Below are 25,871 nucleotides of genomic sequence, written 5' to 3' on the forward strand. Positions count from 1 at the left end.
TATCTTATTTCACAACAATATTAACGAGTTTATTCGGTACCGCAATTACTTTCACGATTTCCTTACCGTCAATTTCTGCTTTGACTTTTTCGTCAGCCAGAGCAATTTCTTGCAATTCTTCTCGTGATAGGTCTTTAGCGACCATGAGTTTGGCACGGACTTTACCTTTGATTTGGACGACAATTTCGATTTCGTCTTCAACCAATTTGCTTTCGTCCCAAGTTGGCCAAGCCACATAAGAGATTGACTCACCTGTTGCTGCAACTGTTTGCCAGAGCTCTTCTGCCAAGTGAGGCGCAAATGGTGCAATCAATTGGATAAAGCCTTTGGCGTAGTCTGCATAAAGCTTGTCTTCCTTGTTAGCTGCATTGACAAAGACCATAAGTTGGGCAATGGCTGTGTTGAATTTGAGGGATTCGATTTGTTCTGTGACAGCTTTAACAGTTTCGTTGTAAACTTTGTCAAGAGCGCCATTGTTTTCCGCAGCTATTTCTTTACTTGTAATCAAGCGGTAAACACGGTCAAGGAACTTACGGCTTCCTTCCAGACCTTCTTCTGACCAAGCAATCGAAGCATCAAGTGGTCCCATAAACATTTCATAAACACGAAGGGTATCGGCACCGTATTGTTCCACCACATCGTCAGGGTTAACCACGTTCTTGAGCGATTTAGACATCTTAGCTGGCGCTTGCTCTAACTCTTCACCTGTTTCTACATGGAAGAAGGAACCGTCACGTTTTTCAACCTTGTCAGTCGCCACAAGAGCCCCACGGTGGTCACGGTAGCTGGTTCCCAAAATCATCCCTTGGTTAAAGAGTTTTTGGAATGGTTCCTTAGTTGGAACAACACCGAGGTCATAGAGGAATTTGTGCCAGAAACGAGCATAAAGCAAGTGAAGAACGGCATGCTCTGCACCACCCACGTAGATATCTACTGGCAACCATTGTTTGAGGAGCTCCTCATCGGCCAATTTCTCAGTATTGTGCGGGTCAATATAGCGGAGGTAGTACCAGCTTGAACCTGCCCATTGTGGCATTGTGTTGGTCTCGCGACGACCCTTAACGCCATCTTCACGAGTCACTTCAAGCCAGTCTGTCAAGTTAGCTAGCGGACTTTCTCCAGTACCTGAAGGACGGATGTCCTTGGTTACAGGCAAGACAAGTGGCAATTCATTTTCAGGAACAGCTGTTGAAGTTCCATCTTCCCAATGAATAATAGGAATTGGCTCACCCCAATAACGTTGGCGGCTAAAGAGCCAGTCGCGGAGACGGTAAGTAACCTTCTCTTGTCCACAGCCTTTTTCTTCCAACCAAGCCACAATCTTAGCAATAGCGTCTTCTTTGTTCAATCCATCTAGGAAGTCTGAATTGACATGAGGTCCATCTTCTGTGTAGGCAGCTTCTGCTACGTTTCCACCTTCAAGTACTTCTACGATTGGAAGGTCAAATTGGTTGGCAAATTCCCAGTCACGCTGGTCATGGGCAGGAACAGCCATGACAGCACCTGTTCCATAACTAGCAAGAACATAGTCCGCAATCCAGATTGGAATTTCCTTGCCATTAACAGGGTTAATAGCATAAGCACCAGTCCAAACTCCTGTTTTTTCCTTAGCAAGGTCGGTACGAGCCAAGTCAGACTTGAGACTAGCTTGATGTTTGTAGTCTGCTACAGCCTCTGCTTGCTCTGGGCTTGTGATGGCGTCAACCAAGTCATGCTCAGGAGCCAAGACAGTGAAAGTAGCACCGAAAAGGGTGTCAGGACGAGTCGTAAAGACTGTGAATTCCTTGTCTGTTCCCTTAACTTTGAAGGTTACATTGGCACCAGTTGATTTACCAATCCAGTTGCGTTGCATGTCCTTGATAGACTCTGGCCAATCCAACTCATCCAAGTCATTAAGCAAGCGTTCTGCATAGGCTGTAATTTTAAGCATCCATTGACGCATTGGTTTGCGGACAACAGGATAGCCACCACGCTCAGAAGTTCCATCAGGAAGAACCTCTTCGTTGGCGATGGCAGTTCCCAATTCTTCAACCCAGTTTACTGGCACTTCCGCTTCATAGGCCAAGCCCTTTTCGTAAAGCTTAGTGAAAATCCACTGAGTCCACTTGTAGTAGTTTGGATCTGTTGTATTGACTTCACGATCCCAGTCGTAAGAGAATCCAAGCGCATTGATTTGGCGTTTGAAGTTAGCAATGTTTTCAGCCGTAAATTCCGCTGGGTCATTACCAGTATCCATAGCGTATTGCTCTGCAGGCAAACCAAAAGCATCCCAACCCATTGGGTGAAGGACATTGTAGCCTTGCGCACGTTTGTAACGGCTGAGGATATCTGTTGCGGTATAGCCTTCTGGGTGTCCCACGTGCAGACCCGCTCCAGACGGATAAGGGAACATGTCAAGCGCATAAAACTTAGGTTTTGATGCATCTGTTCCTGTCTTAAATGTATGATGTTCTGCCCAGTAGCCCTGCCACTTAGACTCGATTTCTTTATGATTGTAAAAACTCATGGTCTCTCTCCAATTTTGTGATGTTACTATTATACCATTTTTGAGGGAATTTGGTCTCGTTCTATTCTATACTTTTCTATTTTACCTTGCTCTAGAATTTTTAAACTGCTATACTTATAACAGAAAACCCTTCCAAGGAGGTAGCAGATGTCTCATTCCTTTAAAAAATCTCTCCAAAAAGAAATTCTCCATCGAAGCTCTATCGCAGCCTTTATAACCTCTCTTTTACTACTCATTTTACTTTTTGGTTTTTCCTATTTTTTACAAAAGCAACAACTCTCCAAAGACACGAGACAGATTGTCAAACAAGTTCAAGAGATGAAAGAAGCAAATAGTGAACTCCTAACCACTATGAACTATAAAATGATTCCTGGATTTTTGGACGGCAAACACACAGAACGAGAAGTATTTAGCTTATTTTACGAGACAAAAGCTAAATTAAAACTTAGTTCTGACCTCATTATCCTAAGTGATACAGGTGAATTACTATTTAGTACCAATAGAAATCATCAAGAAAGTATTTTATCACCCTACTATCTAAAACTGCTCATTCAAAATCCTTCTCATGATAAAGTTACAGAAAAAATTGCACTCTCTTCAGACAAGCAACACTACACACTCTTTATCAAACCACTACTTCAAAACCAACGAGTTAAGGCTTATACTATTGCTTTCGTAAATGAGAATGATTTCATCTCAAGTTTCCCAATGATAAATTCTAAATACATCATTACCGATAACTTTGGAAATATGTTTTCCAACAATACAAATCAATTTACTCGTTCCACTCTTGAAAAATTTGATGAAAAACTCCTACACTCTCGCACCCACTGGTATGCGAACGAACCGCTTATTGTTCAAAAAGAAAAAGTCGGTGCTATTTTTTCAATCTATACTTTTCAATCCTTCTTTCCCATTCCTAGCTTACTTGGTCTAGCCTCCATTCTCACCTTATGTATATTCTTCCTCTACTTCTGGCAAGCAAGACGAATTGCTCATAAGATTGCTACACTCAACGCTGTTCCTATTGAAAGCTTAGTTTACCAACTTCAAGAAATTCCCAAACAAGCAGAAAAAAGGCTCTATCTACAAACAGGTGATGAGTTTGAGTTTATGGCCGAAAAAATTAATAATATGTTGTATGAATTAGATCAACTTCATCAGAAAATGTTGACCATCGAAAAAGAAAAGTGGATTTTTGAAAGAAAAATGCTGGAAGCTCAGTTCAATCCTCATTTTCTCTACAATACACTTGAGACGATTAAAATCACTTCTTTAATGGATGCAGATCTCACACAAGATCTGATTCAAAACCTCACGCGCATTCTTCGCTACAGTATCACCGATTTAGAAAAAGAAACAACCATTTGTCAGGATTTAAAGATTATAGAGGATTACCTTATTATTCATAAGATTCGTTTTGAGCACTTTTCTTATGATATTGTCTGTCCAGAAACTGTCGATAATCAGCCTATACCTAAGCTTTTCTTGCTTCCTCTCGTAGAAAATGCTATAAAATATGGGATGCAATACCGTATTGATCTTCATATTGATATCCAAATTACCTTGGAAGAAGATTCTCTGACTTTTTTGGTCAAGGATAATGCCGGAGGGCTCACAAAACAAGAGCGACTCGCTATTTTAGACTCTTTAGAAAGCCCTCATACCCAACATGGCATTGTTAACAGCTATAAACGATTGAGTAATTTCTTTTCTGATGTCCAGCTAGATTTAGGAGTCAATCGCCAAGGAGAAACTTGGGTCAAATTTGTAACGAAAGGACTAACTCATGTTTAAGCTCATTATTGTAGAAGATGAACATCTCATCCGAAAATGGCTAGAGATTGCCGTAGACTACTCTGCCTTAGGCATCCAAGTCGTAGGAACTGCCAGTCACGGTCAAGAGGGAATGAAACTCATCCAAGAAAAAGAACCTCATATTGTCTTAACAGACATCACAATGCCAATTATGGATGCTTTTATGATGTTCGAAGCCACTCGTACCCTTTCTTATGAAAAAGTTATCTTATCAGGTTATAACGATTTTCAAAATGCCAAAAAAGCCATGCAATATGGGGCAGTTGATTTCTTATCCAAACCAATTGATACCAAGGAGTTGACAAAATGTCTTCAAAAAATTGTTTTGCGATTACGAGTTAGCACTCGTCAAGAAACTCCTTTTTTAGAAGAATATCAAACTTTACTTACCTCTATCCAACAAATTGATACACAAAACCAAATCATTCAGCAAATTCTTGAATTTGTTCATCAACACTACTGTATGCACTTTACCATTTCTAGCATTGCAGAGAATCTAGGGTATAGCGAAAGTTATCTATATAAGGTTATCAAAGAAGACTTCCCAATGACGCTAAATGAATATATCTTACGCTACCGCCTCAAGCAAGCTATAGATAAAATGGCTGAATCCCCCAATTCCCCCCTAAGCGATATCTCTGAACAAATTGGATTTTCAGACTATAAATATTTTGCAAAAGTTTTTAAAAAGTATCTCCATATTTCTCCAAAAGAATTAAAACTCATGGATAAAAACCATTGATGTAAAAGGATTGCTCAGCTCAGGCAATCTTTTTATTTTGTGCTTTTACCCAATGAAAATCAAAGTGCTAACTACTCAAATCATAGCTTTGAGATTGCAGATAAAGCGACGTGTTTTGAAGAGTATTACCATCAAAATCTCAGCTACAATTCACCCATCCTTGCTCTAGGAACTCATTTCCTATTTTTCGTTTTAGATTTCTTTAAGGTTTTTATTATATTCTGTAGGACTCTACAATTTAAAAACATTAATAATCTAGGTAGAGAAAATGTTCGTAAAAAAGGAGATACTTATGAAAAAAATACTATTCTTTCTCTCTTTTAGCTGGATATTCCTTTCTTTATCAGGATGTTCTTCTCCTATAGAAGCGGAAACTAGCTCTGAAAAAGATTCAGATAACACTTTGGTTGTCTACTCGCCTAACCCTGAAGACCTTATCGAAGAGACAATACCTGCCTTCGAAGAAAAATATGGTATTAAGGTTGATTTAGTACAAGCCAGCACGGGTGAATTGTTCAAAAAAGCTGAGGCCGAAAAAGAATCCCCTGTAGCTGATGTCATTTTTGGAGGCTCCTACGCCCTCTTCTCTTCTAACGAAAATCTTTTTGAACCTTATATTTCCCAAGAAAACGACCAGATAATCCCTGAATATCAAAATAAAACAGGATTCTACACACCTTACACACTGGATGTCAGTGTTATCATTGCCAATTCAGCCCTTACAAAAGATATTAAAATTGAAGGCTACAATGATCTACTCAATCCTAAATTAAAAGGAAAAATTGCTACTGCTGATCCAAGTAATGCTTCTAGTGCCTTTGCTCAATTAACAAACATGCTTGTAGACCAAGGTGGATACGAAAATGAACAAGCTTGGACCTATGTAAAAAATCTATTTACCCTAGTAGATGGAAAGATTGCATCTAGTTCTTCAAATGTTTACAAAGCTGTCGCCGATGGGGAAATGGCTGTTGGACTCACCTATGAAGATCCTGCTTTAAAACTCTTAAATGATGGGGTTGATGTAAAAGTCATTTATCCAAAAGAAGGAACCGTCTTTTTACCTGGTAACGCAGCTATCGTCAAAAATGCCAAACACATGGAAAACGCTAAGAAATTTATCGATTTCCTCCTTTCTCAAGAAATCCAAGATAAGCTAGGAACTGAAACAACAATCAGACCCATTCGTAAAAATGCTAAAACCAATAAAAATATGAAGGCTATGACAGAAATCAAGATTGCCACCGAAGATTCCGATTATGTCATTAAAAACAAATCCGCTATTCTTAAAAAGTACAATGATATTTTCACAGATATTCTATCTAAAAAATAAAATTTGATTTCCCAATGATTAACTGTCGCACCCTACTATAAAATCAAAAAGATTGCTTCCGTTTTTGTAGAGAATTTTACTCTAATAGAATAGAATTATCGGTTTTAAAAACGCTTACATTATTTTAAAATAAACTTAAATAACATAACGGAGGTATCCATCATGAAAAAGAAATGGATGTATTATGCTGCTTGCGGACTAGCTCTTTTTGGTCTTGCCGCTTGTTCTTCTAGTGAATCTGCCGATGACAGTTCATCTGATAAAGGAGACGGCGGTTCGCTAGTCGTTTATTCACCAAACTCAGAGGGCTTAATTGGAGCAACTATTCCCGCCTTTGAAGAAAAATACGGTATTAAAGTAGAACTGATTCAAGCTGGTACTGGAGAACTTTTCAAAAAACTAGAGTCAGAAAAAGAAGCTCCTGTAGCCGATGTTATCTTTGGTGGTTCTTATACACAATATGCTACCCACGGAGAACTCTTTGAAAACTATACTTCAAAAGAAAATGATAATGTTATCAAAGAATATCAAAACACAACTGGCTACTCTACTCCTTATACACTAGATGGTAGTGTTTTAATCGTCAACCCTGATTTAACGAAAGGCATGAATATCGAAGGATATAGCGACCTTCTCAAACCTGAACTAAAAGGAAAAATTGCAACTGCTGACCCAGCAAACTCTTCTAGCGCCTTTGCTCAATTAACAAATATGCTACAAGCTCAAGGTGGGTACAAAGACGATAAAGCCTGGTCTTATGTAAAAGATCTCTTCACACTTATTGATGGTAAAATCGGTTCAAGTTCATCTGGCGTCTATAAAGCAGTAGCTGATGGAGAAATGGCTGTTGGTCTCTCTTATGAAGATCCAGCTGTTAAACTCTTAAATGACGGAGCTAACATCAAAGTTGTCTATCCAAAAGAAGGAACAGTCTTCCTACCTGCTAGCGCTGCTATCGTTAAAAAAGCTAAGAACATGGAAAATGCCAAGAAATTTATCGATTTTATTATCTCTCAAGAAGTACAAGATACACTTGGTACAACCACTACTAACCGTCCTGTTCGTAAAAATGCTAAAACAAGCGAAAATATGAAACCAATTGACAAAATCAAAACACTCACTGAAGATTATGATTATGTCATCAAGAATAAATCAGATATCGTTAAGAAATACAACGAAGTCTTTACAGATATCCAATCTAAACAGTAAAAGAGGTTCACTATGAGTGAGATCAAAATTATTAACGCAAAAAAAATCTACCACGATGTCCCTGTTATTGAGAATTTGAACATTACAATTCCAAAAGGAAGTCTCTTTACCCTTCTTGGGCCTTCAGGGTGTGGGAAAACGACCCTTCTTCGTATGATTGCAGGTTTCAACAGTATCGAAGGTGGAGAATTTTACTTCGATGATACAAAAATCAATAATATGGAACCCAGCAAACGCAATATAGGGATGGTTTTTCAAAACTACGCTATTTTCCCACATTTGACTGTTCGAGATAATGTTGCTTTTGGTCTCAAGCAAAAGAAAGTCCCTAAAGAAGAATTGGTCCAACAGACCAATAAGTATCTTGAACTCATGCAAATTGCTCAATATGCAGACCGAAAGCCCGATAAACTCAGTGGTGGACAACAACAACGTGTCGCCTTGGCACGTGCCTTAGCGGTTAATCCAAGTGTTCTCCTCATGGACGAGCCACTTAGTAACCTAGATGCCAAACTTCGCTTGGATATGCGTCAAGCCATTCGAGAAATCCAACACGAAGTGGGAATTACAACTGTTTATGTAACCCACGACCAAGAAGAAGCCATGGCTATTTCAGACCAAATTGCTGTTATGAAAGATGGGGTGATTCAACAAATCGGTCGGCCAAAAGAACTCTATCATAAACCAGCTAATGAGTTTGTGGCTACCTTTATCGGACGCACAAATATCATCACTGCCAATCTAGAAAAACGGAGCGACGGCGCTTATATCGTCTTTTCAGATGGCTATGCTCTTCGAATGCCAGCTCTTGATCAGGCTGAGGAACAAGCTATTCATGTAAGCATTCGTCCTGAAGAGTTTATCAAAGATGAATCGGGAGATATTGAAGGAACTATTAGCGATAGCGTCTATCTTGGACTAAATACGGAGTATTTCATTGAGACAGGTTTTGCCTCAAAAATTCAAGTTAGCGAAGAATCAACTTTTGAAGAAGATCTACAAAAAGGCGATCGTATTCGTCTACGAATCAATACCCAAAAATTAAACGTCTTTTCTGCAGATGGTTCGCAAAACCTGATAAAAGGAGTCAACCATGGAACGTAAAAAACTAAATATTTGGACAGTCTCCTCTTTCTTCATCTTTCTTACCTATCTTGTCTTTCTGGTTTATCCTATCGTTACCGTGCTCAAGCAAGCACTTATACATGAGGGACAATTTTCACTAGCTAATTTTGTCACTTTCTTTAGCAAAGCCTACTACTCTGAGACACTCGTCAACAGTTTCAAGGTCTCCATTACCGCTACTGTCACTTCCTTAGTTGTAGGAACCCTATTAGCTTATCTTTTTTCCATGTATGACTTCAAGGGAAAGAAATTTCTACAAATATTGATTATCATTGCTTCCATGTCAGCTCCTTTCGTGGGAGCCTACTCCTGGATTCTCTTGCTGGGACGAAATGGGGTCATCACAAAATTCATGACAAATACTCTTCATCTTCCAGCTATTGATATTTATGGATTCAAAGGAATTGTACTTGTCTTTACACTGCAACTATTCCCACTGGTATTTCTATACGTTGCTGGGACAATGAAAAGTATTGACAATTCTCTACTTGAAGCTGCTGAAAGCATGGGGTCCTTCGGATTTAAGCGTATCGTAACGGTTGTTTTACCTCTCCTAGTTCCAACCTTACTAGCTGCTGCCCTGCTTGTGTTTATGAGAGCATTCTCAGATTTTGGAACGCCTATGTTGATTGGTGAAGGATATCGGACTTTCCCCGTCTTGATTTATACCCAATTCATTAGCGAGGTTGGAGGAAATTCTGCTTTTGCATCTGCTTTAGCAATTATGGCGATTATCATTGCCTTGGCAATCTTCCTTATCCAAAAATACATCTCAAACCGCTACAGTTTCAGCATGAATTCGCTCCATCCAATTGAGCCTAAAAAAACTACAAAAGGAAAAATGGCTGCCATTTATGCAACAGTCTACGGAATTATCTTGTTCTCTGTTCTACCTCAAGTCTACTTGATTTATACTTCTTTCCTAAAAACATCAGGTATGGTATTTGTCAAAGGTTATTCTCTAAACAGTTACAAGGTAGCTTTCAATCGTATGGGATCTGCTATTTTCAATACTATTCGTATCCCTTTGATTGCCTTAGTTCTAGTTGTCCTATTCGCAACATTTATCTCCTACCTAGCCGTTAGAAAACGGAATTTGTTTACAAACTTAATTGACAGCCTCAGTATGGTCCCTTATATTGTACCCGGAACTGTTCTAGGGATTGCCTTCATTTCTTCCTTCAATACCGGTCTATTTGGAAGTGGATTTCTTATGATTACAGGAACTGCTTTCATCTTGATTATGTCTCTATCTGTCAGAAGATTACCGTATACTATTCGCTCATCTGTTGCTAGCTTGCAACAAATAGCACCAAGTATTGAAGAAGCTGCTGAAAGCTTAGGAAGTAGCCGTCTCAATACCTTTGCCAAGATTACAACTCCAATGATGCTATCTGGTATTATTTCTGGAGCTATCCTATCTTGGGTTACAATGATTTCAGAACTCTCTACTTCTATCCTCCTCTACAATGTCAAAACAAGAACAATGACTGTAGCCATTTATACAGAGGTTCTCAGAGGGAATTACGGTGTAGCCGCAGCCTTATCAACTATCCTGACTGTTCTAACAGTAGGTTCCTTGCTCTTGTTTATGAAAATCTCTAAAAGCAATAGCATTACACTTTAGTTTTCCCCATCAAAAACAGCCGAAAGGATTACTTCGGCTGTTTTTTCTTATTTTGATATTCCTACTAGATTCCTAGTTCATTGCAAGCAAGTCTAGACTAATTAAATAGAGACTTCCTCCATCTTCTCACGTCCTAGTTGTCGGTAACTACTGTCACCGACAACTTCTACGCTAAACTGGCCGTCCTCATATTCAAGTATCGTCACGCTACCATTATCGAGACCATGCGGATGCATGCCATTAATCAGATACACAATGGTTCCAATGGTCATTCCGTGGCTCACGACTAGGGCATTGCCCCCACCTTGCTCTTCCATTTCTTTGGCAATCGCTTCAAAACCTTCCTTGATTCGGCCACTGAGTTTTTCCCATCCTTCAGCCCAACCAGCTGTATCGACCTCTACCAACCCCTCAGCCAGTTCAGCATAAGACAATTGGTGAACATGATCCACATTAAAGATACGAGGAATAATGCCCATGAAAAGATCACCATCATAAGCTCCGTCAAAGCTACCAAAACACCATTCTCTGATACGTTTGTCCATGCGATAAGGGATTTTCCCCTGCAAACCAAGTTCTTCAAGAATAATTCCCATTGTCTGAATGGTGCGGCCAGAATCACTGGAATAAGCGCGATCAAACTGTAGACCAGATTCTCGCAAACCGATTCCTAATTCTTGAATCCCTCGCTCACCTTCAGCCGTTAAAGGAGTATCGCTCCAACCTTGCGCGCGACCAATCGTGTTAAACATAGTCTTGCCATGACGTACCAAATACAATCGTACTTTTACCATTTTCCGTCCTCCGTTTGCTTCTATTATATCATGGATGATAAAACAAAAGCCACCCAGACAGGTGACTTTTGCAGGAGATTATTATGAAAAAGTTTAGGAGTTCTATTAAATAAAGATATTAGATGAAAATCAAATTCAAACTAAATCAGTGTTATCTGTTTCAAATAATATTAGGAGGTCTTTATTTAATGATTATAGTATACACATCCAACCTTAAATAGAACTTAAAATTTCTCCTATTTTCTTAATTTTTAAAACTATGAATTGGTGCTGGGATTTGTCCCCCACGAGAAATGAAATCGACAGACGAAGCCCCATTGACTTTCATAACAGGTGCAGTTCCTAATAGGCCACCAAACTCAATCATATCTCCTTCTTTTCCTTTTGGAATGATACGAACAGCCGTTGTCTTCATGTTAATGACACCAATTGCAGCCTCATCCGCAATCATAGCTGCAATGGTTTCAGCAGGAGTATCTTCTGGGATGGCAATCATATCCAAACCAACGGAACAGATAGCCGTCATAGCTTCTAGTTTTTCCAAATTAAGAGAGCCATTTTGCACTGCAGCAATCATTCCTTCATCCTCTGAAACAGGGATAAAGGCACCAGACAAACCACCAACTTGGTTGCAAGCCATAACTCCGCCCTTCTTAACTTGGTCGTTCAAGAGAGCCAAGGCAGCCGTCGTTCCATGCGTACCAACTGTCTCTAGCCCCATTTCCTCAAGGACACGTGCCACAGAGTCTCCAACTGCAGGTGTTGGTGCCAAACTCAAGTCCACAATACCAAACTCCACACCCAGTCTCTCACTGGCCATTTGACCAACCAATTGACCGATACGAGTGATTTTAAAGGCAGTTTTCTTGACTGTTTCTGCTACTACATCAAAGCTCTGTCCACGAACTTTTTCCAAGGCACGTTTCACCACACCAGGACCAGAAACTCCGACATTGATGATAACATCTGCCTCCCCAACACCATGGAAGGCACCCGCCATAAATGGATTGTCCTCAACAGCATTAGCGAATACAACCAACTTAGCTGCCCCCATATCAGATAGAGTTGCCGTTTCCTTGATAACTCGTCCCATATCTGCGACAGCCGTCATATTGATACCAGACTTGGTTGAGCCTATATTGACTGACGAGCAGACCTTATCCGTTTCAGCCAAAGCACGAGGAATAGAATTGATAAGAATCTCATCTCCCTTTTGATAACCCTTTTGTACCAAGGCTGAAAAACCACCAATAAAGTCCACACCAATCTCTTTCGCAGCCTTATCAAGTGCTTTTGCCAGAACCACATAGTCTGTCGCATCTGTCGCCGCCCCAATCAGAGAAATAGGAGTCACCGATACACGCTTATTAACGATTGGAATCCCCAACTCAGCCGCAATTTCATCGCCAACAGCCACTAAATTAGCTGCCTTGGTCCTAATCTTTTGATAAATTTTCTCCGCAGCACGATTGATATCCGGATCGATACAGTCCAATAGGGAAATCCCCATGGTAATAGTTCTGATATCGAAGTTTTGCTCCTCAATCATGGAGATGGTTTCAGTAACTTGTCTAATATCCATGATAACCTCCTAGATATTATACATAGCTTCGAAAATCGCTGCACTCTGAATGTTGATTTTCACATTCAAAATTTGCCCAAAAGCTTCAAATTCATTACGAAGACGTGTAAAATCTTGCTTTTCATCACTAGAGACGACAGCCATCATCGTGAAATATTCATCCAAGACAGTTTGAGAGATATCATCAATATTCAAACCCAATTCTGCTATTTTACCAGAAACACCTGCAACAATTCCAGATTTATCTTTACCAACAACAGTTATAATCGCTTTCATAAGCAAACTCCAATTCTTCTTTTAATAGGAAACCTGAACATTAAACAGGATTCTTTTCAAATAGTATAGCATAATTCTAACTAAAATACTCAAAAACGCCTGCTTACGAAGTTGTTCTTAAGAAAAAAACAATTTCGTAAACAAGCGTCTACTATCCCAACTTATGATGAGTGTTCCCGCTAGGACCGAAATCCTAGCGGTAGACCAGAGCTAGACTAAGAGCACAAGACTCCATCATCATAACACTCAACAAAATTGATGATTTTATACTAATTCGATGATCGCCATTGGCGCTGCATCACCACGACGTGGTTCAGTTTTAAGGATACGAGTGTATCCACCGTTACGTTCAGCATAACGAGGTGCAATTTCTGAGAACAATTTTTGAAGTGCTGTAGTAGAAGTGTACTTATCAGTTGCTTCATCATAGTTTTCAGATGCGATTTCATTACGTACGAAAGCAGCTGCTTGACGACGTGCATGCAAATCACCACGTTTACCTAGAGTAATCATTTTTTCAACAGTTTTACGGATTTCTTTAGCACGAGCTTCAGTTGTCACGATTGATTCGTTGATCAAAAGGTCAGTTGTCAAATCGCGAAGCATTGCTTTACGTTGTGAGCTAGTGCGTCCTAGTTTACGGTAAGCCATTTATTCCTCCTTTATTTATCTTTTAATCCAAGACCCAAATCAATGAGTTTGAGTTTCACTTCTTCCAAACTCTTGCGTCCAAGATTTCGTACTTTCATCATCTCTGCTTCAGATTTTTCTGTCAAATCATGCACAGTATTGATACCGGCACGTTTCAAACAGTTGTATGAACGCACAGACAAGTCCAGTTCCTCAATCGTACGATCCAAAATACGGTCGTCAGATTCAGTATCAGCTTCTTTCATCACTTCAGTTGACTTAGCAATCTCAGTAAGATTTGTAAACAAATCAAGATGTTCTGTCAAAATACGTGCTGAAAGCCCTAAAGCATCTTCTGGAATAATTGTTCCATTTGTCAAGATTTCAAGGGTTAATTTGTCAAATCCATCATTGCTACCTACACGAGCAGGTTCCACTTGATAGTTGACTTTTGTAACTGGTGTATAAATAGAATCTACAGCAAGTGTTCCAACTGGTGCATTATCTTTTTTATTTTCATCAGCAGGTACATATCCACGACCACTGTTAACAGTCATAGTCGCTTTTAGGGAAGAACCTTCACCGATTGTAAAGAGATAATGATCTGGATTTACAATTTCAATATCGCTATCTGTCAAAATGTCACCAGCTGTTACCTCAGCAGGACCTTCAACATCCAGTTCGATGATTTTTTCGTCTTCAACGTACGATTTCACTGCAATTCCTTTAATGTTCAGAATGATTTGCATCACGTCTTCACGAACACCTGGAACTGTGTCAAACTCATGTAACACACCATCAATATTGATAGATGTCACAGCTGCTCCTGGTAGAGAAGCTAGAAGTACACGACGAAGAGAGTTACCAAGAGTTGTACCGTAGCCACGTTCAAGTGGTTCGATTACAAACTTGCCATAATCTTTATTTTCATCAATTTTTGTTATATTTGGTTTTTCAAACTCGATCATTTAGTTACTCCCTCTTAAACGAAAAGCAGTGTAATGCGATGATTATACACGGCGACGTTTTGGAGGACGAGCACCATTGTGTGGCACTGGAGTCACATCACGAATTGCTGTTACTTCAAGACCAGCGGCAGCAAGCGCACGAATAGCTGACTCACGACCAGAACCTGGACCTTTTACAGTAACTTCAACTGATTTAAGACCGTGTTCTTGTGCAGATTTAGCAGCAGCTTCAGAAGCCATTTGAGCAGCGAATGGTGTAGATTTACGAGAACCTTTGAAACCAAGAGCACCAGCTGATGACCAAGCAATTGCATTACCATGCACATCAGTAATCATAACAATAGTGTTATTAAATGTAGCGTGAATATGAGCAATACCAGATTCGATATTCTTTTTCACACGACGTTTACGTGTTGGTTTAGCCAAGACTTTTACCTCCTATATTATTTTTTCTTACCAGCAATCGCAACAGCTTTACCTTTACGAGTGCGAGCGTTGTTTTTAGTGTTTTGTCCACGGACAGGAAGTCCACGACGGTGACGGATACCACGGTATGAACCGATTTCCATCAAACGTTTGATGTTCAAGTTTACTTCACGACGAAGGTCACCTTCAACTTTGATTGCATCCACTTCACGACGGATAGCATCTTCTTGATCTGATGTAAGATCACGTACACGAACATCTTCTGAGATTCCAGCAGCAGCCAAAATTTTCTTAGATGTTGCAAGTCCGATACCATAAACATAAGTCAATGAGATTACTACGCGTTTGTCATTTGGAATGTCAACTCCAGCAATACGAGCCATGTTTTCTCCTTTCTATCTTATCCTTGACGTTGTTTGTGTTTTGGATTTGCTGGGCAAATTACCATAACACGACCATTACGACGAATAACTTTACAGTATTCGCAAATTGGTTTGACCGATGGTCTTACTTTCATTTCTTATCCCTCCAAGTTTTTCGATTATTTAAAGCGGTAAGTGATACGTCCACGTGTCAAGTCATATGGACTCATTTCGACAGTAACACGATCTCCCGCTAAAATACGAATATAGTTTTTACGAATTTTACCAGAAACTGTTGCTAAAATCTGATGTCCATTTTCAAGTTCAACCGTAAACATTGCATTCGGCATTGTATCAACTACTTTGCCTTCAACTTCAATCACATCGTCTTTTGCCACGCAAAAGCACCTCCATAAATTTCGATTCGATGCCTCTAGACACAGAGACAACAATTATAAGTCAGACTATCTCAGTATAACATTTGTAGCGGATTTTTGCAAGTGTGAAAAACGCTTTATTTCAAATTTGTCAATACTTTTTCGATATCTGAGAAGACATCATTGATATCTTGATTACCTTCGATGTCATGAACCAAACCTTTGGCACGGTAGTGAGCAATGATTGGTTCCCCTTGAGCAATATTCACATCCAAACGACGTTTGACTGTCTCAGGCTTATCATCTTCACGTTGGTAGTAATCTTCTTCTTTATAGTCAACTGGTGGGTTAAAGACCTTGTGGAAAGTTTCTCCAGTTACGCGGTGGATGATACGACCACTCAAACGTTCCAAGAGGCTATCTGGATTCACTTCTATGTTGATAACACCTTCTAGTTCGATGCCAAGTTCAGCCAATGTTTTGTCCAAGGCATGAGCTTGTTCGATTGTACGTGGGTAACCATCCAACAAGAATCCTGTTTCTTTAATATCATCTTGTGAAAGACGTTCTTTTACGATTCCATTTGTAACTTCGTCAGGAACCAATTCACCCTTGTCAATGTATGACTTAGCAAGAACACCCATTTCAGTTTGATTTGCCATTGCAGCGCGGAACATATCACCTGTTGAGATATGTGCAACATGGAATTGTTCTACGATTTTTGCTGCTTGAGTTCCCTTACCTGCACCAGGTAAGCCCATAATCAAAAGATTCATGATTTGATCTCCTTATTTTATTTTTAAATAGAAGCAAAAAGTCTTTTCACCCCTATTTAAAAACAAAATAGAAGAGGGGAGACCAAACTCTCACAAATGTTAGAGTTAAACCTCCACTCCCTCAGTAATTACTGATTCAGTAATTACTTTTATTCTGTTCTGTCCATGAAACCAACATACTTACGTTTCAATAGGTAGCCCTCCAATTGTTTGATTCCTTCAATACCTGTAGAGATAATGATCAAAAGACTGGTTCCTCCAAAAGCAACTGCTTCTGAAAGTCCGAAAACATCTTTTGCTACGATCGGTAAAATAGAAATCACACCAAGGAAGAGAGAACCAACAGTTGCAAGACGACGAAGAAGTTTAGACATATATTCTTCTGTACCTTTACCAGGACGAACTCCGTGGATATAGGCACCGCTCTTTTGTAGATTCTCTGCCGCTTTTTCAGGATTAATCTGTACAAACGTATAGAAGAATGTAAAGAGAATAATCAATAAAGCATACATAGCAATACCAGTTGGTGAAGTTGTTGCCAGCATTTCTTGTGCTGTTCTTACCCAAGCCCAATCATGACCTGTAGCACTCAAAAACTGAAGAATAGCCGCAGGCGCTGCAGTAATCGAACTTGCAAAGATAACAGGGATAACTCCAGCAGGGTTTACCTTCAAAGGAAGGTAAGAGCTAGATGGAGCACCTTGTGCAACCTTAGTATATTGGATTGGAATTTTGTATTCTGCTTGTTGAACATAAGTTGTAAAATAAATGATCAACAATACAGTAATAATCAAAATGATTACGAAAATGATGGATGAGTTGATACGGCTACTTGGGACGTTCACAAAGTAGTCCACATAGATGCCCTGAATCATCTCTGGAATTGAGGCAACAATCCCGGCAAAGATAATCATAGAAACACCATTTCCGTATCCCTTATCTGTAATTTGCTCTCCCAACCAAGTCACAATCATACTACCAGCTGTTAAGATGATACCAATCATGATAAAGACTTGTGGAGTAAGAGCTGTTTTCAACAATTGAGCTCCAGCCAAAGTATTAAAACCAGCTGTAATCCCGATCGATTGCACAAAGGCTAGAACAAGAGCAATATAACGAGTAGCTTGATTTAATTTTCTTCGACCTACTTCCCCTTGTTTACCCCACTCTACAAATTTGGGTAAAATATCCATTTGCAAGAGTTGGACAACGATAGAGGCCGTAATGTAGGGGCTAACACCAAGAGCAAAAACTGAGAAGTTTTTCATGGCATTCCCTGACACCAAGCTCAACATGTTTAAGAAGGATAATCCACTTAAAGCATTCAAGCTATTGGCATTCACACCAGGAACTGTAATGCTAGTTCCGATACGAAAGACCAAAACGATAAAAATTGTGAATAAAATTTTTGATCGAACCTGCTTGACTTTAAGAGCTTCTCTTAATAATTTAAAAAACATAGGTCACCTCTCTTAGATGACTTCTACTGAACCACCTTTAGCAGTGATAGCTTCTTCAGCTGATTTAGAGAATTTAGCTGCTTTCACAGTCAATTTCTTAGTCAACTCACCGTTACCAAGAATTTTAATACCTGATTTTTCAGCTTTAACAATTCCTGCTTCGATAAGAACAACTGGAGTAACTTCAGCACCATCTTCAAAGACGTTCAATTGGTCAAGGTTCACAATTGCGTATTCTTTAGCGTTGATGTTAGTGAATCCACGTTTTGGAAGACGACGGAACAATGGAGTTTGTCCACCTTCAAAACCAAGGCGAACTCCGCCACCGCTACGAGCTTTTTGACCTTTTTGACCACGACCAGATGTTTTACCGTTACCTGATGAAGTACCACGACCAACGCGGTTACGTACTTTACGAGAACCTTCTGCAGGTTTCAATTCATGAAGTTTCATTTTTATTTTCTCCTCTTTTGTAAAATGCTAGCGCCGATAAGGGAGAAAAGGTTGTCTCCCCCATCAACTCGCCTATACGACGTCATCATAGATGACTATATCTAGTTTTAGGGGATGGTATAGTGCACATCCCCTAAAAGTTCATTAGTTTACTTCTTCAACTGTTACCAAGTGAGATACTGCAGTGATCATACCACGGATAGCAGCGTTATCTTCTTTAATAACAGAGCTGTTCAATTTGCCAAGTCCAAGTGCTACAACAGTTTTACGTTGTGATGGAATGCGTCCGATTGGAGACTTAGTCAAAGTAATTTTAATTTGAGCCATTTTATCCCCTTTCTTATGCCAAATCAGAAACTGAAATACCACGAAGGGCAGCAACTTCTTCAGCGCGTTTCAATTGTTTCAAACCTTCAACAGTTGCACGAACAATGTTGATTGGAGTGTTAGAACCAAGTGATTTAGATGTAATATCTGCCACACCTGCCAATTCCACAACGGCACGAACTGCACCACCAGCGGCAACTCCAGAACCTTCTACAGCAGGTTTCAACAATACTTTAGCTCCACCGAATTCTGAAAGAACTTCGTGTGGGATTGTTGTTCCAACCATAGGAACTTCGATCAAGTTTTTCTTAGCATCATCTACTGCTTTACGGATTGCTTCTGGAACTTCTTGAGCTTTACCAGTACCAAATCCTACGCGACCGTTGTGGTCACCAACAACAACAAGAGCTGCGAAACGAAGACGACGTCCACCTTTAACAACTTTTGTAACACGGTTGACAGCAACTACGCGTTCTTCTAATTCAACTGCATTGTCTTTAAATGCCATTTTCTAGTGTCCTCCTATTAGAATTTCAATCCGTTTTCACGAGCTGCATCAGCCAAAGCTTTCACACGTCCGTGATATAGATATCCACCGCGGTCGAACACCACTTCTGAAATACCTTTAGCGTTTGCACGTTCTGCAACGAGTTTACCGACAGCAACGGCTTGTTCAGTTTTAGTTCCTTTTGAAACTTCTTTGTCAAGAGTTGAAGCACTTGCGAGCGTTACACCCGCTACGTCATCAATCACTTGAGCGTAGATGCCTGTATTAGAACGGAATACGTTCAAACGTGGGCGATCAGCAGTTCCAGAGAGTTTTCCGCGAACGCGACGGTGGCGTTTTTGGCGGAGTTTGTTTTTATCTGGTTTTGAAATCACAGTTTTCACCTCTTTAGTTTTAAATCGTGTGCTATGCACAAAGTTGGAAAATAGGTTGGTGGTTGAGACTCAACCACTCAACATTATTTACCTGTTTTACCTTCTTTACGGCGAACGAATTCACCAACGTAACGGATACCTTTACCTTTATATGGTTCTGGTGAACGAAGGCTACGTACGTAAGCAGCTGTTTGACCAACTACTTCTTTTGAAATTCCGCTAACAACGATTGTTGTTGGGTTTGGAAGTTCAAAAGTAATTCCTTCTGGAGCTTCAACTTCGTCTGGATGAGATTTACCAACAGCCAAAACAAGTTTAGATCCTTGAAGTTGTGCACGGTAACCAACCCCGCGCATTTCAAGTTCTTTCTTGAATCCTTCTGATACACCAACAACCATGTTGTTCAAAAGGGCACGAGTAGTTCCGTGGATAGTTTTCATTTCTTTTGAATCATTTGGACGGTGAAGAGTTACTTCAGTACCTTCCACACGGATTTCAATATCTTTTGAGAACTCACGAGTAAGTTCTCCTTTAGGTCCTTTTACAGTTACAACGTTGTCATTGTTAGTGATTTCTACACCAGCAGGCAACACGATAACTTTATTACCAATACGTGACATGTTTATTTTCTCCTGTTAAATTGTCAGGCCAGAATGGCCAGTTTTCACGGGGTTAAATCGATTCCTCGATCTAAAGGAACATTTAGGTTTCAATTTCAAAGTGAATCTAGGCATCGTCTCGCAGGCATAACTTTGGGTTAGGCAAGAGACGATAACGAAGAGTCACAAAGAAATTGGGAGCTAAATATTACCAAACGTAAGCGATAACTTCTCCACCAACATTCTTTTGGCGTGCTTCTTTATCAGTAAGCAAACCTTCAGAAGTTGAAAGGATAGCAATTCCAAGTCCGTTAAGAACTTTTGGAAGGTCTTCACGTTTTTTGTAGACACGAAGTCCTGGTTTAGAAACACGTTTCAAGTTAGTGATAACTTTTTCACCATTTGGTCCGTATTTAAGGAATACACGGATGATGCCTTGTTTGTCATCTTCGATGATTTCAACGTTTTTTACAAAACCTTCGCGTTTAAGGATTGCAGCAATCCCTTTTTTGATGTTTGATGCAGGTACTTCAAGTACTTCGTGTTTAGCTTGGTTAGCATTACGAATACGAGTTAGGAAGTCTGCGATTGGGTCAGTCATAACCATTTTGTTTTTCTCCTCTTACTAGTAGTTTGCAAGTTGCACTTGCTAGTTAATACATGATACAAAGAGCGTAACAGCAAGAGCAAAAATAGGCAATTTGATGCAGGAGCGATGCTCCAAAGAAAATTGGTCTTTTTTGCCAAAGCTGTAGCTCGTGTTCAAATTGGCAAGCCCAACTGAACCCGGGCTAAACTCTGTGTGAAAAAGATAAACTTTCCTAGAAACTTCAGTTTCTTCGTCAAGTTTCCTATTTTCACTTAGAGTTTTGACGCTCTTGATATCTTAAATTACCAAGATGCTTTGGTAACGCCTGGGATTTGTCCTTTGTAAGCTAATTCACGGAAGCAAACACGGCAAAGTTTAAATTTGCGGTAAACTGAATGTGGACGACCACATTTTTCACAACGAGTATAAGCTTGAGTAGAGAACTTCGCTGGACGTTTGTTCTTAGCAATCATTGATTTTTTAGCCATTAGATTTACCTCCTATATTATTTTGCAAAAGGCATTCCAAGGCCTGTAAGCAATGCACGTGACTCTTCGTCAGTGTTAGCAGTTGTTACGATAACGATGTCAAGACCACGAGTTTTGTCAACGTCATCGAAGTTGATTTCTGGGAAGATCAATTGTTCTTTCACACCAAGTGTGTAGTTTCCGCGTCCGTCAAATGATTTTGTTGGAACACCGTGGAAGTCACGTACACGTGGAAGTGAAACTGAAACCAATTTATCCAAGAATTCGTACATACGTTCACCACGAAGGGTAACTTTTGCACCGATCGCAACACCTTCACGAAGACGGAAGCCGGCGATTGATTTTTTAGCTTTAGTGATAAGTGGTTTTTGACCTGAGATAAGTGCCAATTCTTCAGCAGCTTTTTCAAGGCTTTTAGCGTTTGATACAGCTTCACCAACACCCATGTTCAAAACGATCTTATCTACTTTAGGCACAGCCATCACTGATGAGTAGTTAAATTGTTCTGTCAAAGCAGGAACTACTTCATTAAGATATTTTTCTTTTAAACGATTTGCCATTATACTTCTCCTTTCCTTCGTGATTAATCAAGCACTTCGCCTGATTTTTTGTTGTAGCGAACTTTTTTACCGTCTACAAATTTGTAACCAACACGACCAGCTACACCATTTTTGTCCAAAACTTGAACGTTTGATACGTGGATAGCTGCTTCTTTCTCGATGATACCACCTTGAGGAAGCTCGTTAGTTGGACGTTGGTGTTTCTTAACGATGTTAACACCTTCAACGATAACTTTGTTTACTTTTGGAAGGGCAGTAAGGACAACAGCTTCTGTTCCCTTATCTTTACCAGCGATTACGCGAACTTTGTCGCCTTTTTTTACAAACATTAGGTTTCTCCTTGATTTTTCTTACGCCCATAAGGGCACCCTGGAGGTAAATCCAGGGGACTAGTTTGTTTCTAAAAATTAAAGTACTTCTGGAGCAAGTGACACGATCTTCATGAAGCCACCTTCACGCAATTCACGTGCAACTGGGCCAAAGATACGTGTTCCGCGAGGAGTTTTGTCTTCACGGATGATAACTGCTGCATTTTCGTCAAATTTGATGTATGAACCATCAGCACGACGAGCACCTGATTTAGTACGAACGATAACTGCTTTAACAACGTCACCTTTTTTAACCGCACCACCAGGAGTAGCTTGTTTTACAGATGCCACGATAACATCACCGATGTTTGCAAATTTACGTCCTGAACCACCAAGAACTTTGATAGTCAAGATTTCGCGAGCACCGCTGTTGTCTGCGACTTTCAAACGAGTTTCTGTTTGAATCATTTCAGTTTTCTCCTTTCAGGTTTGATTAGATGATGACCGCTTCTTCAACAACTTCTACAAGACGGAAACGTTTTGTAGCTGAAAGCGGGCGAGTTTCCATGATACGTACGATATCGCCTTCTTTGGCAACATTGTTTTCATCATGAGCTTTGTATTTCTTAGAGTAGTTAATACGTTTACCATAGACTGGGTGGTTACGTTTTGTTTCAACTACAACTGTGATTGTCTTGTCCATTTTGTCAGATACAACACGTCCAACAAGAACTTTACGATTATTGCGTTCCATTGAAATTTCTCCTTCCCTAGTCTATTATTTCGCTTCAGATTGAACTGTTTTGATACGAGCGATTTGTTTTTTAACTTCTTTCAAGCGAGCTGTTTGTTCCAATTGACCAGTAGCAGCTTGGAAACGAAGTTCAAACAATTCTTTTTTCAATTCGTTTTCGCGCTTCGCGAGTTCTTCTTGAGAAAGACCACGAAGTTCTTTAACAAATTCTTTTACTTCATTAAGTTTCATGCCTTCTCCTTATTCTGCTTCACGTTTTACGAATTTACATTTAACTGGCAATTTGTGGCTAGCAAGACGAAGTGCTTCGCGAGCGATCTCTTCAGATACACCAGCGATTTCGAACATCACTTTACCACGTTTAACTGGTGCTACCCAACCTTCAGGTGCCCCTTTACCAGATCCCATACGCACACCGATAGCTTTAGCAGTGTATGATTTGTGTGGGAAGATTTTAATCCAAACTTTACCACCACGTTTCATGTAACGAGTCATGGCGATACGAGCAGCTTCGATTTGGCGGTTAGTGATCCAGTGGCTAGTTGTAGCTTGAAGACCGTATTCACCGAATGCTACTTCTTTTCCACCTTTTGCTTCACCGCGCATTTTTCCACGGAATTCACGACGGTGTTTAACACGTTTAGGTACTAACATTGGTTATTTACCTCCTTTAGTGTTTTTGCGAGCTGGAAGAACTTCACCACGGTAGATCCAAACTTTAACACCAAGTTTACCGTATGTAGTATCTGCTTCTTCCCAAGCGTAATCGATATCTGCACGAAGTGTGTGAAGTGGAACAGTTCCTTCAGAGTATCCTTCAGCACGGGCGATATCTGCACCGTTCAAACGACCTGATACTTGAGTTTTGATTCCTTTAGCTCCAGCACGCATTGCACGTTGGATTGCTTGTTTTTGTGCACGACGGAAAGCAACACGTTGCTCCAATTGACGAGCAATACCTTCACCTACAAGGTGAGCATCCAAATCAGGTTGTTTGATTTCGATGATGTTGATGTGTACTTGTTTTCCAGTCAATTTGTTAAGTTTTGCACGGAGTGCATCAACGTTAGCACCACCTTTACCGATTACCATACCTGGTTTAGCAGTGTGAAGTGAAACGTTAACTTTGTTTACTGCGCGTTCGATTTCGATAGTTGAAACTGCTGCGTCAGCAAGTTCTTTTTGAACGAATTTACGGATTGCAAGATCTTCATGAAGGTAATCCGCGTATTCTTTTTCAGCATACCATTTGGCATCCCAATCACGGATGATGCCGACACGCATACCAATTGGATGTACTTTTTGACCCACGATTTTACCTCCTTATTTTTCTGCAACAGCTACAGTGATGTGAGCTGTACGTTTGTTGATTGGTGAAGCTGAACCTTTCGCACGTGGACGGAAACGTTTCATAGTTGGTCCTTCGTTTGCGAATGCTTCAGATACTACCAAGTTAGCTTTATCCAAACCAAAGTTGTTTTCAGCGTTAGCTACAGCTGAGTTCAAAACTTTCAAGATGATTTCAGCAGCTTTGTTTGGAGTGAATGTCAAGATTGCGATTGCATCGGCTACGCTTTTACCACGGATGTTATCAAGAACAAGACGTGATTTACGAGGTGAAACACGTACTGTACGAGCCATTGCTTTAGCTGAAGTAATTTCTGCCATTTATGTTCTCCTTATTTTCTACGTGTTTTCTTGTCGTCTGCAGCGTGACCTTTGTAAGTACGAGTTGGTGCAAATTCACCAAGTTTGTGACCTACCATGTCTTCTTGGATGTAAACAGGTACGTGTTTACGTCCGTCATAAACTGCAATAGTGTAACCAATGAAACTTGGGAAGATCGTTGAACGACGTGACCAAGTTTTAATAACTTTTTTCTTTTCGTCGTTAGCTTGAGCTTCAACTTTTTTCATCAAATGCTCATCGACGAAAGGTCCTTTTTTAAGACTGCGTCCCATTTTTATATTTTCTCCTTTAAATGTTGTACCACAGCGGCTTGCGCTCACAAGGAGCGCTACCGAGCTGGCGGATTTACTAGTTGCTTAAGCGACTAGTTTAATATTATTTCTCGTTGCGACGACGAACGATAAGTTTGTCAGATTTCGCTTTCTTGTTACGAGTTTTAAGACCAAGAGCAGGTTTGCCCCATGGAGTAGATGGTGCTTTACGACCAACTGGTGCTTTACCTTCACCACCACCGTGTGGGTGATCGTTAGGGTTCATTACAGAACCACGAACTGTTGGACGGATACCTTTCCAACGGCTACGTCCTGCTTTACCAAGGTTTACAAGTCCATGTTGTTCGTTTCCGACAACACCAACTGTAGCACGGCAAGTTCCAAGAATCATACGAACTTCACCTGATTGAAGACGAACAAGAACGTATTTACCTTCAGAACCCAATACTTGAGCAGATGCACCAGCAGCACGTACCAATTCACCACCACGACCTGGTTTCAACTCGATGTTGTGGATCAAAGTACCAACTGGGATGTTAGCAAGTGGAAGAGCATTTCCGACTTTGATATCTGCTTCTGGACCTGAAACGATACGTTGACCTACTTCAAGACCTTTTGGAGCGATGATGTATGCTTTCACACCGTCAGTGTAGTGTACAAGAGCGATGTTTGCAGAACGGTTTGGATCGTACTCGATTGTTTTAACAACTGCTTCAACGTTGTCTTTGTTACGTTTGAAGTCAACCAAACGGTAGAAACGTTTGTGTCCACCACCTTGGTGACGAACTGTGATACGACCGTTGTTGTTACGACCAGCCTTGCTCTTCAATGCAACAAGCAATGATTTTTCAGGAGTGCTTGTTGTGATTTCAGCGAAATCCAAAGAAGTCATATTACGGCGACCGTTTGTTGTTGGTTTATAAACACGAATTCCCACGA

The 25,871-nt window shown here is 40.2% G+C and carries 35 protein-coding genes; 6 read left to right on the top strand and 29 right to left on the bottom strand.

Features of this window, described 5'->3' with window-relative positions; translation table 11 throughout:
• Positions 1 to 4: 4 nt before the first annotated feature.
• Positions 5 to 2,506, bottom strand: a complete 2,502-nt coding sequence (gene leuS / locus ACLNCV_RS00460) for a leucine--tRNA ligase (RefSeq protein ID WP_237447096.1) — start codon at positions 2,504 to 2,506, stop codon at positions 5 to 7.
• Between the two features lie 147 nt (positions 2,507 to 2,653).
• Between leuS and ACLNCV_RS00465 the strand changes: the two genes are divergently transcribed.
• From ACLNCV_RS00465 to ACLNCV_RS00490, 6 genes are all read left to right on the top strand, one after another.
• Positions 2,654 to 4,303, top strand: coding sequence for a sensor histidine kinase (locus ACLNCV_RS00465; protein ID WP_237447097.1), 1,650 nt, complete (start codon positions 2,654 to 2,656; stop codon positions 4,301 to 4,303).
• Positions 4,296 to 5,066 (top strand): response regulator, encoded by a 771-nt coding sequence (locus tag ACLNCV_RS00470; RefSeq protein WP_261125804.1) that lies wholly within the window; start codon positions 4,296 to 4,298, stop codon positions 5,064 to 5,066. Before ACLNCV_RS00465 ends, ACLNCV_RS00470 begins: the two co-directional genes overlap by 8 nt.
• A 292-nt stretch (positions 5,067 to 5,358) precedes the next feature.
• Positions 5,359 to 6,399 (top strand): ABC transporter substrate-binding protein, encoded by a 1,041-nt coding sequence (locus ACLNCV_RS00475; protein WP_261050481.1) that lies wholly within the window; start codon positions 5,359 to 5,361, stop codon positions 6,397 to 6,399.
• A 162-nt stretch (positions 6,400 to 6,561) separates the two neighbouring features.
• Complete coding sequence (locus ACLNCV_RS00480) at positions 6,562 to 7,608, top strand: ABC transporter substrate-binding protein (RefSeq protein ID WP_000731167.1); 1,047 nt, start codon at positions 6,562 to 6,564, stop codon at positions 7,606 to 7,608.
• A 12-nt stretch (positions 7,609 to 7,620) separates the two neighbouring features.
• Positions 7,621 to 8,712, top strand: coding sequence for an ABC transporter ATP-binding protein (locus ACLNCV_RS00485; RefSeq protein ID WP_424844771.1), 1,092 nt, complete (start codon positions 7,621 to 7,623; stop codon positions 8,710 to 8,712).
• Entirely contained in the window at positions 8,702 to 10,360 is a 1,659-nt protein-coding gene (locus ACLNCV_RS00490) for an iron ABC transporter permease (RefSeq protein WP_261125807.1), read from the top strand. The genes ACLNCV_RS00485 and ACLNCV_RS00490 overlap by 11 nt, the downstream gene beginning before the upstream one ends.
• Before the next feature lie 101 nt (positions 10,361 to 10,461).
• Here ACLNCV_RS00490 and ACLNCV_RS00495 read toward each other — a convergent pair whose 3' ends face one another.
• The 28 genes from ACLNCV_RS00495 to rplB form a co-directional block, all read right to left on the bottom strand.
• Positions 10,462 to 11,154: a histidine phosphatase family protein gene (locus tag ACLNCV_RS00495; RefSeq protein WP_023946791.1), complete on the bottom strand. Its 693-nt coding sequence runs from the start codon at positions 11,152 to 11,154 to the stop codon at positions 10,462 to 10,464.
• Between the two features lie 244 nt (positions 11,155 to 11,398).
• Positions 11,399 to 12,736, bottom strand: a complete 1,338-nt coding sequence (locus tag ACLNCV_RS00500) for a PFL family protein (RefSeq protein ID WP_000354926.1) — start codon at positions 12,734 to 12,736, stop codon at positions 11,399 to 11,401.
• A gap of 9 nt (positions 12,737 to 12,745) precedes the next feature.
• Positions 12,746 to 13,012: an ACT domain-containing protein gene (locus tag ACLNCV_RS00505; protein WP_000644120.1), complete on the bottom strand. Its 267-nt coding sequence runs from the start codon at positions 13,010 to 13,012 to the stop codon at positions 12,746 to 12,748.
• Positions 13,013 to 13,276: 264 nt separating this feature from the next.
• On the bottom strand, positions 13,277 to 13,663 hold the full coding sequence (rplQ, locus tag ACLNCV_RS00510) for a 50S ribosomal protein L17 (RefSeq protein ID WP_000331493.1): 387 nt from the start codon (positions 13,661 to 13,663) through the stop codon (positions 13,277 to 13,279).
• Between the two features lie 11 nt (positions 13,664 to 13,674).
• Complete coding sequence (locus ACLNCV_RS00515) at positions 13,675 to 14,610, bottom strand: DNA-directed RNA polymerase subunit alpha (RefSeq protein ID WP_000568988.1); 936 nt, start codon at positions 14,608 to 14,610, stop codon at positions 13,675 to 13,677.
• Positions 14,611 to 14,652: 42 nt separating this feature from the next.
• Positions 14,653 to 15,036, bottom strand: a complete 384-nt coding sequence (gene rpsK, locus ACLNCV_RS00520) for a 30S ribosomal protein S11 (RefSeq protein ID WP_001118385.1) — start codon at positions 15,034 to 15,036, stop codon at positions 14,653 to 14,655.
• 17 nt (positions 15,037 to 15,053) lie between these two features.
• A complete protein-coding gene (rpsM, locus tag ACLNCV_RS00525) occupies positions 15,054 to 15,419 on the bottom strand; it encodes a 30S ribosomal protein S13 (protein ID WP_000090781.1) in 366 nt (121 codons plus the stop codon).
• 17 nt (positions 15,420 to 15,436) lie between these two features.
• On the bottom strand, positions 15,437 to 15,553 hold the full coding sequence (gene rpmJ, locus ACLNCV_RS00530) for a 50S ribosomal protein L36 (RefSeq protein ID WP_001808836.1): 117 nt from the start codon (positions 15,551 to 15,553) through the stop codon (positions 15,437 to 15,439).
• Positions 15,554 to 15,577: 24 nt separating this feature from the next.
• On the bottom strand, positions 15,578 to 15,796 hold the full coding sequence (infA, locus tag ACLNCV_RS00535; RefSeq protein ID WP_001029883.1) for a translation initiation factor IF-1: 219 nt from the start codon (positions 15,794 to 15,796) through the stop codon (positions 15,578 to 15,580).
• A 116-nt stretch (positions 15,797 to 15,912) separates the two neighbouring features.
• On the bottom strand, positions 15,913 to 16,551 hold the full coding sequence (locus tag ACLNCV_RS00540; RefSeq protein WP_001050436.1) for an adenylate kinase: 639 nt from the start codon (positions 16,549 to 16,551) through the stop codon (positions 15,913 to 15,915).
• 149 nt (positions 16,552 to 16,700) lie between these two features.
• Complete coding sequence (gene secY, locus ACLNCV_RS00545; protein ID WP_000465403.1) at positions 16,701 to 18,011, bottom strand: preprotein translocase subunit SecY; 1,311 nt, start codon at positions 18,009 to 18,011, stop codon at positions 16,701 to 16,703.
• Between the two features lie 12 nt (positions 18,012 to 18,023).
• On the bottom strand, positions 18,024 to 18,464 hold the full coding sequence (gene rplO, locus ACLNCV_RS00550) for a 50S ribosomal protein L15 (RefSeq protein WP_000766087.1): 441 nt from the start codon (positions 18,462 to 18,464) through the stop codon (positions 18,024 to 18,026).
• A 144-nt stretch (positions 18,465 to 18,608) separates the two neighbouring features.
• Positions 18,609 to 18,791: a 50S ribosomal protein L30 gene (gene rpmD, locus ACLNCV_RS00555; protein ID WP_000057241.1), complete on the bottom strand. Its 183-nt coding sequence runs from the start codon at positions 18,789 to 18,791 to the stop codon at positions 18,609 to 18,611.
• 13 nt (positions 18,792 to 18,804) lie between these two features.
• A complete protein-coding gene (gene rpsE, locus ACLNCV_RS00560; RefSeq protein WP_000874202.1) occupies positions 18,805 to 19,299 on the bottom strand; it encodes a 30S ribosomal protein S5 in 495 nt (164 codons plus the stop codon).
• 17 nt (positions 19,300 to 19,316) lie between these two features.
• Complete coding sequence (gene rplR / locus ACLNCV_RS00565; RefSeq protein ID WP_000624044.1) at positions 19,317 to 19,673, bottom strand: 50S ribosomal protein L18; 357 nt, start codon at positions 19,671 to 19,673, stop codon at positions 19,317 to 19,319.
• Between the two features lie 83 nt (positions 19,674 to 19,756).
• The gene (gene rplF, locus ACLNCV_RS00570) at positions 19,757 to 20,293 is read right to left on the bottom strand and encodes a 50S ribosomal protein L6 (protein ID WP_000086626.1); all 537 of its coding nucleotides are present in this window, start codon (positions 20,291 to 20,293) and stop codon (positions 19,757 to 19,759) included.
• Between the two features lie 187 nt (positions 20,294 to 20,480).
• Complete coding sequence (gene rpsH, locus ACLNCV_RS00575) at positions 20,481 to 20,879, bottom strand: 30S ribosomal protein S8 (RefSeq protein WP_424844772.1); 399 nt, start codon at positions 20,877 to 20,879, stop codon at positions 20,481 to 20,483.
• 284 nt (positions 20,880 to 21,163) lie between these two features.
• Positions 21,164 to 21,349, bottom strand: a complete 186-nt coding sequence (locus ACLNCV_RS00580) for a type Z 30S ribosomal protein S14 (RefSeq protein ID WP_001085697.1) — start codon at positions 21,347 to 21,349, stop codon at positions 21,164 to 21,166.
• Between the two features lie 17 nt (positions 21,350 to 21,366).
• Positions 21,367 to 21,909 carry a 50S ribosomal protein L5 gene (gene rplE, locus ACLNCV_RS00585; protein WP_000013542.1) on the bottom strand — a complete coding sequence of 181 codons (543 nt, stop codon included), beginning with the start codon at positions 21,907 to 21,909 and terminating at the stop codon, positions 21,367 to 21,369.
• 23 nt (positions 21,910 to 21,932) lie between these two features.
• A complete protein-coding gene (rplX, locus tag ACLNCV_RS00590; protein WP_000497691.1) occupies positions 21,933 to 22,238 on the bottom strand; it encodes a 50S ribosomal protein L24 in 306 nt (101 codons plus the stop codon).
• 78 nt (positions 22,239 to 22,316) lie between these two features.
• Positions 22,317 to 22,685: a 50S ribosomal protein L14 gene (gene rplN / locus ACLNCV_RS00595; protein WP_000616545.1), complete on the bottom strand. Its 369-nt coding sequence runs from the start codon at positions 22,683 to 22,685 to the stop codon at positions 22,317 to 22,319.
• Between the two features lie 25 nt (positions 22,686 to 22,710).
• Complete coding sequence (gene rpsQ, locus ACLNCV_RS00600; protein WP_000440801.1) at positions 22,711 to 22,971, bottom strand: 30S ribosomal protein S17; 261 nt, start codon at positions 22,969 to 22,971, stop codon at positions 22,711 to 22,713.
• A gap of 24 nt (positions 22,972 to 22,995) precedes the next feature.
• Positions 22,996 to 23,202: a 50S ribosomal protein L29 gene (gene rpmC, locus ACLNCV_RS00605; protein WP_000772918.1), complete on the bottom strand. Its 207-nt coding sequence runs from the start codon at positions 23,200 to 23,202 to the stop codon at positions 22,996 to 22,998.
• A 9-nt stretch (positions 23,203 to 23,211) separates the two neighbouring features.
• Entirely contained in the window at positions 23,212 to 23,625 is a 414-nt protein-coding gene (rplP, locus tag ACLNCV_RS00610; RefSeq protein WP_000960946.1) for a 50S ribosomal protein L16, read from the bottom strand.
• A 3-nt stretch (positions 23,626 to 23,628) separates the two neighbouring features.
• Positions 23,629 to 24,282: a 30S ribosomal protein S3 gene (gene rpsC / locus ACLNCV_RS00615; protein WP_000529936.1), complete on the bottom strand. Its 654-nt coding sequence runs from the start codon at positions 24,280 to 24,282 to the stop codon at positions 23,629 to 23,631.
• 12 nt (positions 24,283 to 24,294) lie between these two features.
• On the bottom strand, positions 24,295 to 24,639 hold the full coding sequence (rplV, locus tag ACLNCV_RS00620) for a 50S ribosomal protein L22 (protein WP_000818137.1): 345 nt from the start codon (positions 24,637 to 24,639) through the stop codon (positions 24,295 to 24,297).
• Positions 24,640 to 24,650: 11 nt separating this feature from the next.
• Positions 24,651 to 24,932 (bottom strand): 30S ribosomal protein S19, encoded by a 282-nt coding sequence (gene rpsS, locus ACLNCV_RS00625; RefSeq protein WP_000533766.1) that lies wholly within the window; start codon positions 24,930 to 24,932, stop codon positions 24,651 to 24,653.
• 103 nt (positions 24,933 to 25,035) lie between these two features.
• Positions 25,036 to 25,869 carry a 50S ribosomal protein L2 gene (gene rplB / locus ACLNCV_RS00630; protein ID WP_000512911.1) on the bottom strand — a complete coding sequence of 278 codons (834 nt, stop codon included), beginning with the start codon at positions 25,867 to 25,869 and terminating at the stop codon, positions 25,036 to 25,038.
• Positions 25,870 to 25,871: the final 2 nt, after the last annotated feature.

It is taken from the genome of Streptococcus sp. CL5.50, assembly GCF_049738015.1.
GTDB classification, from domain to species: Bacteria; Bacillota; Bacilli; order Lactobacillales; family Streptococcaceae; genus Streptococcus; species Streptococcus mitis_CA.

Coding starts and splice junctions, on each gene's coding strand:
- leuS (WP_237447096.1), bottom strand. CDS start 2,506: ATGAGTTTTTACAATCATAAAGAAATCGAGTCTAAGTGGCAGGGCTAC.
- ACLNCV_RS00465 (WP_237447097.1), top strand. CDS start 2,654: ATGTCTCATTCCTTTAAAAAATCTCTCCAAAAAGAAATTCTCCATCGA.
- ACLNCV_RS00470 (WP_261125804.1), top strand. CDS start 4,296: ATGTTTAAGCTCATTATTGTAGAAGATGAACATCTCATCCGAAAATGG.
- ACLNCV_RS00475 (WP_261050481.1), top strand. CDS start 5,359: ATGAAAAAAATACTATTCTTTCTCTCTTTTAGCTGGATATTCCTTTCT.
- ACLNCV_RS00480 (WP_000731167.1), top strand. CDS start 6,562: ATGAAAAAGAAATGGATGTATTATGCTGCTTGCGGACTAGCTCTTTTT.
- ACLNCV_RS00485 (WP_424844771.1), top strand. CDS start 7,621: ATGAGTGAGATCAAAATTATTAACGCAAAAAAAATCTACCACGATGTC.
- ACLNCV_RS00490 (WP_261125807.1), top strand. CDS start 8,702: ATGGAACGTAAAAAACTAAATATTTGGACAGTCTCCTCTTTCTTCATC.
- ACLNCV_RS00495 (WP_023946791.1), bottom strand. CDS start 11,154: ATGGTAAAAGTACGATTGTATTTGGTACGTCATGGCAAGACTATGTTT.
- ACLNCV_RS00500 (WP_000354926.1), bottom strand. CDS start 12,736: ATGGATATTAGACAAGTTACTGAAACCATCTCCATGATTGAGGAGCAA.
- ACLNCV_RS00505 (WP_000644120.1), bottom strand. CDS start 13,012: ATGAAAGCGATTATAACTGTTGTTGGTAAAGATAAATCTGGAATTGTT.
- rplQ (WP_000331493.1), bottom strand. CDS start 13,663: ATGGCTTACCGTAAACTAGGACGCACTAGCTCACAACGTAAAGCAATG.
- ACLNCV_RS00515 (WP_000568988.1), bottom strand. CDS start 14,610: ATGATCGAGTTTGAAAAACCAAATATAACAAAAATTGATGAAAATAAA.
- rpsM (WP_000090781.1), bottom strand. CDS start 15,419: ATGGCTCGTATTGCTGGAGTTGACATTCCAAATGACAAACGCGTAGTA.
- rpmJ (WP_001808836.1), bottom strand. CDS start 15,553: ATGAAAGTAAGACCATCGGTCAAACCAATTTGCGAATACTGTAAAGTT.
- ACLNCV_RS00540 (WP_001050436.1), bottom strand. CDS start 16,551: ATGAATCTTTTGATTATGGGCTTACCTGGTGCAGGTAAGGGAACTCAA.
- secY (WP_000465403.1), bottom strand. CDS start 18,011: ATGTTTTTTAAATTATTAAGAGAAGCTCTTAAAGTCAAGCAGGTTCGA.
- rplO (WP_000766087.1), bottom strand. CDS start 18,464: ATGAAACTTCATGAATTGAAACCTGCAGAAGGTTCTCGTAAAGTACGT.
- rpmD (WP_000057241.1), bottom strand. CDS start 18,791: ATGGCTCAAATTAAAATTACTTTGACTAAGTCTCCAATCGGACGCATT.
- rpsE (WP_000874202.1), bottom strand. CDS start 19,299: ATGGCATTTAAAGACAATGCAGTTGAATTAGAAGAACGCGTAGTTGCT.
- rplF (WP_000086626.1), bottom strand. CDS start 20,293: ATGTCACGTATTGGTAATAAAGTTATCGTGTTGCCTGCTGGTGTAGAA.
- rpsH (WP_424844772.1), bottom strand. CDS start 20,879: ATGGTTATGACTGACCCAATCGCAGACTTCCTAACTCGTATTCGTAAT.
- ACLNCV_RS00580 (WP_001085697.1), bottom strand. CDS start 21,349: ATGGCTAAAAAATCAATGATTGCTAAGAACAAACGTCCAGCGAAGTTC.
- rplE (WP_000013542.1), bottom strand. CDS start 21,909: ATGGCAAATCGTTTAAAAGAAAAATATCTTAATGAAGTAGTTCCTGCT.
- rplX (WP_000497691.1), bottom strand. CDS start 22,238: ATGTTTGTAAAAAAAGGCGACAAAGTTCGCGTAATCGCTGGTAAAGAT.
- rplN (WP_000616545.1), bottom strand. CDS start 22,685: ATGATTCAAACAGAAACTCGTTTGAAAGTCGCAGACAACAGCGGTGCT.
- rpsQ (WP_000440801.1), bottom strand. CDS start 22,971: ATGGAACGCAATAATCGTAAAGTTCTTGTTGGACGTGTTGTATCTGAC.
- rpmC (WP_000772918.1), bottom strand. CDS start 23,202: ATGAAACTTAATGAAGTAAAAGAATTTGTTAAAGAACTTCGTGGTCTT.
- rplP (WP_000960946.1), bottom strand. CDS start 23,625: ATGTTAGTACCTAAACGTGTTAAACACCGTCGTGAATTCCGTGGAAAA.
- rplV (WP_000818137.1), bottom strand. CDS start 24,639: ATGGCAGAAATTACTTCAGCTAAAGCAATGGCTCGTACAGTACGTGTT.
- rpsS (WP_000533766.1), bottom strand. CDS start 24,932: ATGGGACGCAGTCTTAAAAAAGGACCTTTCGTCGATGAGCATTTGATG.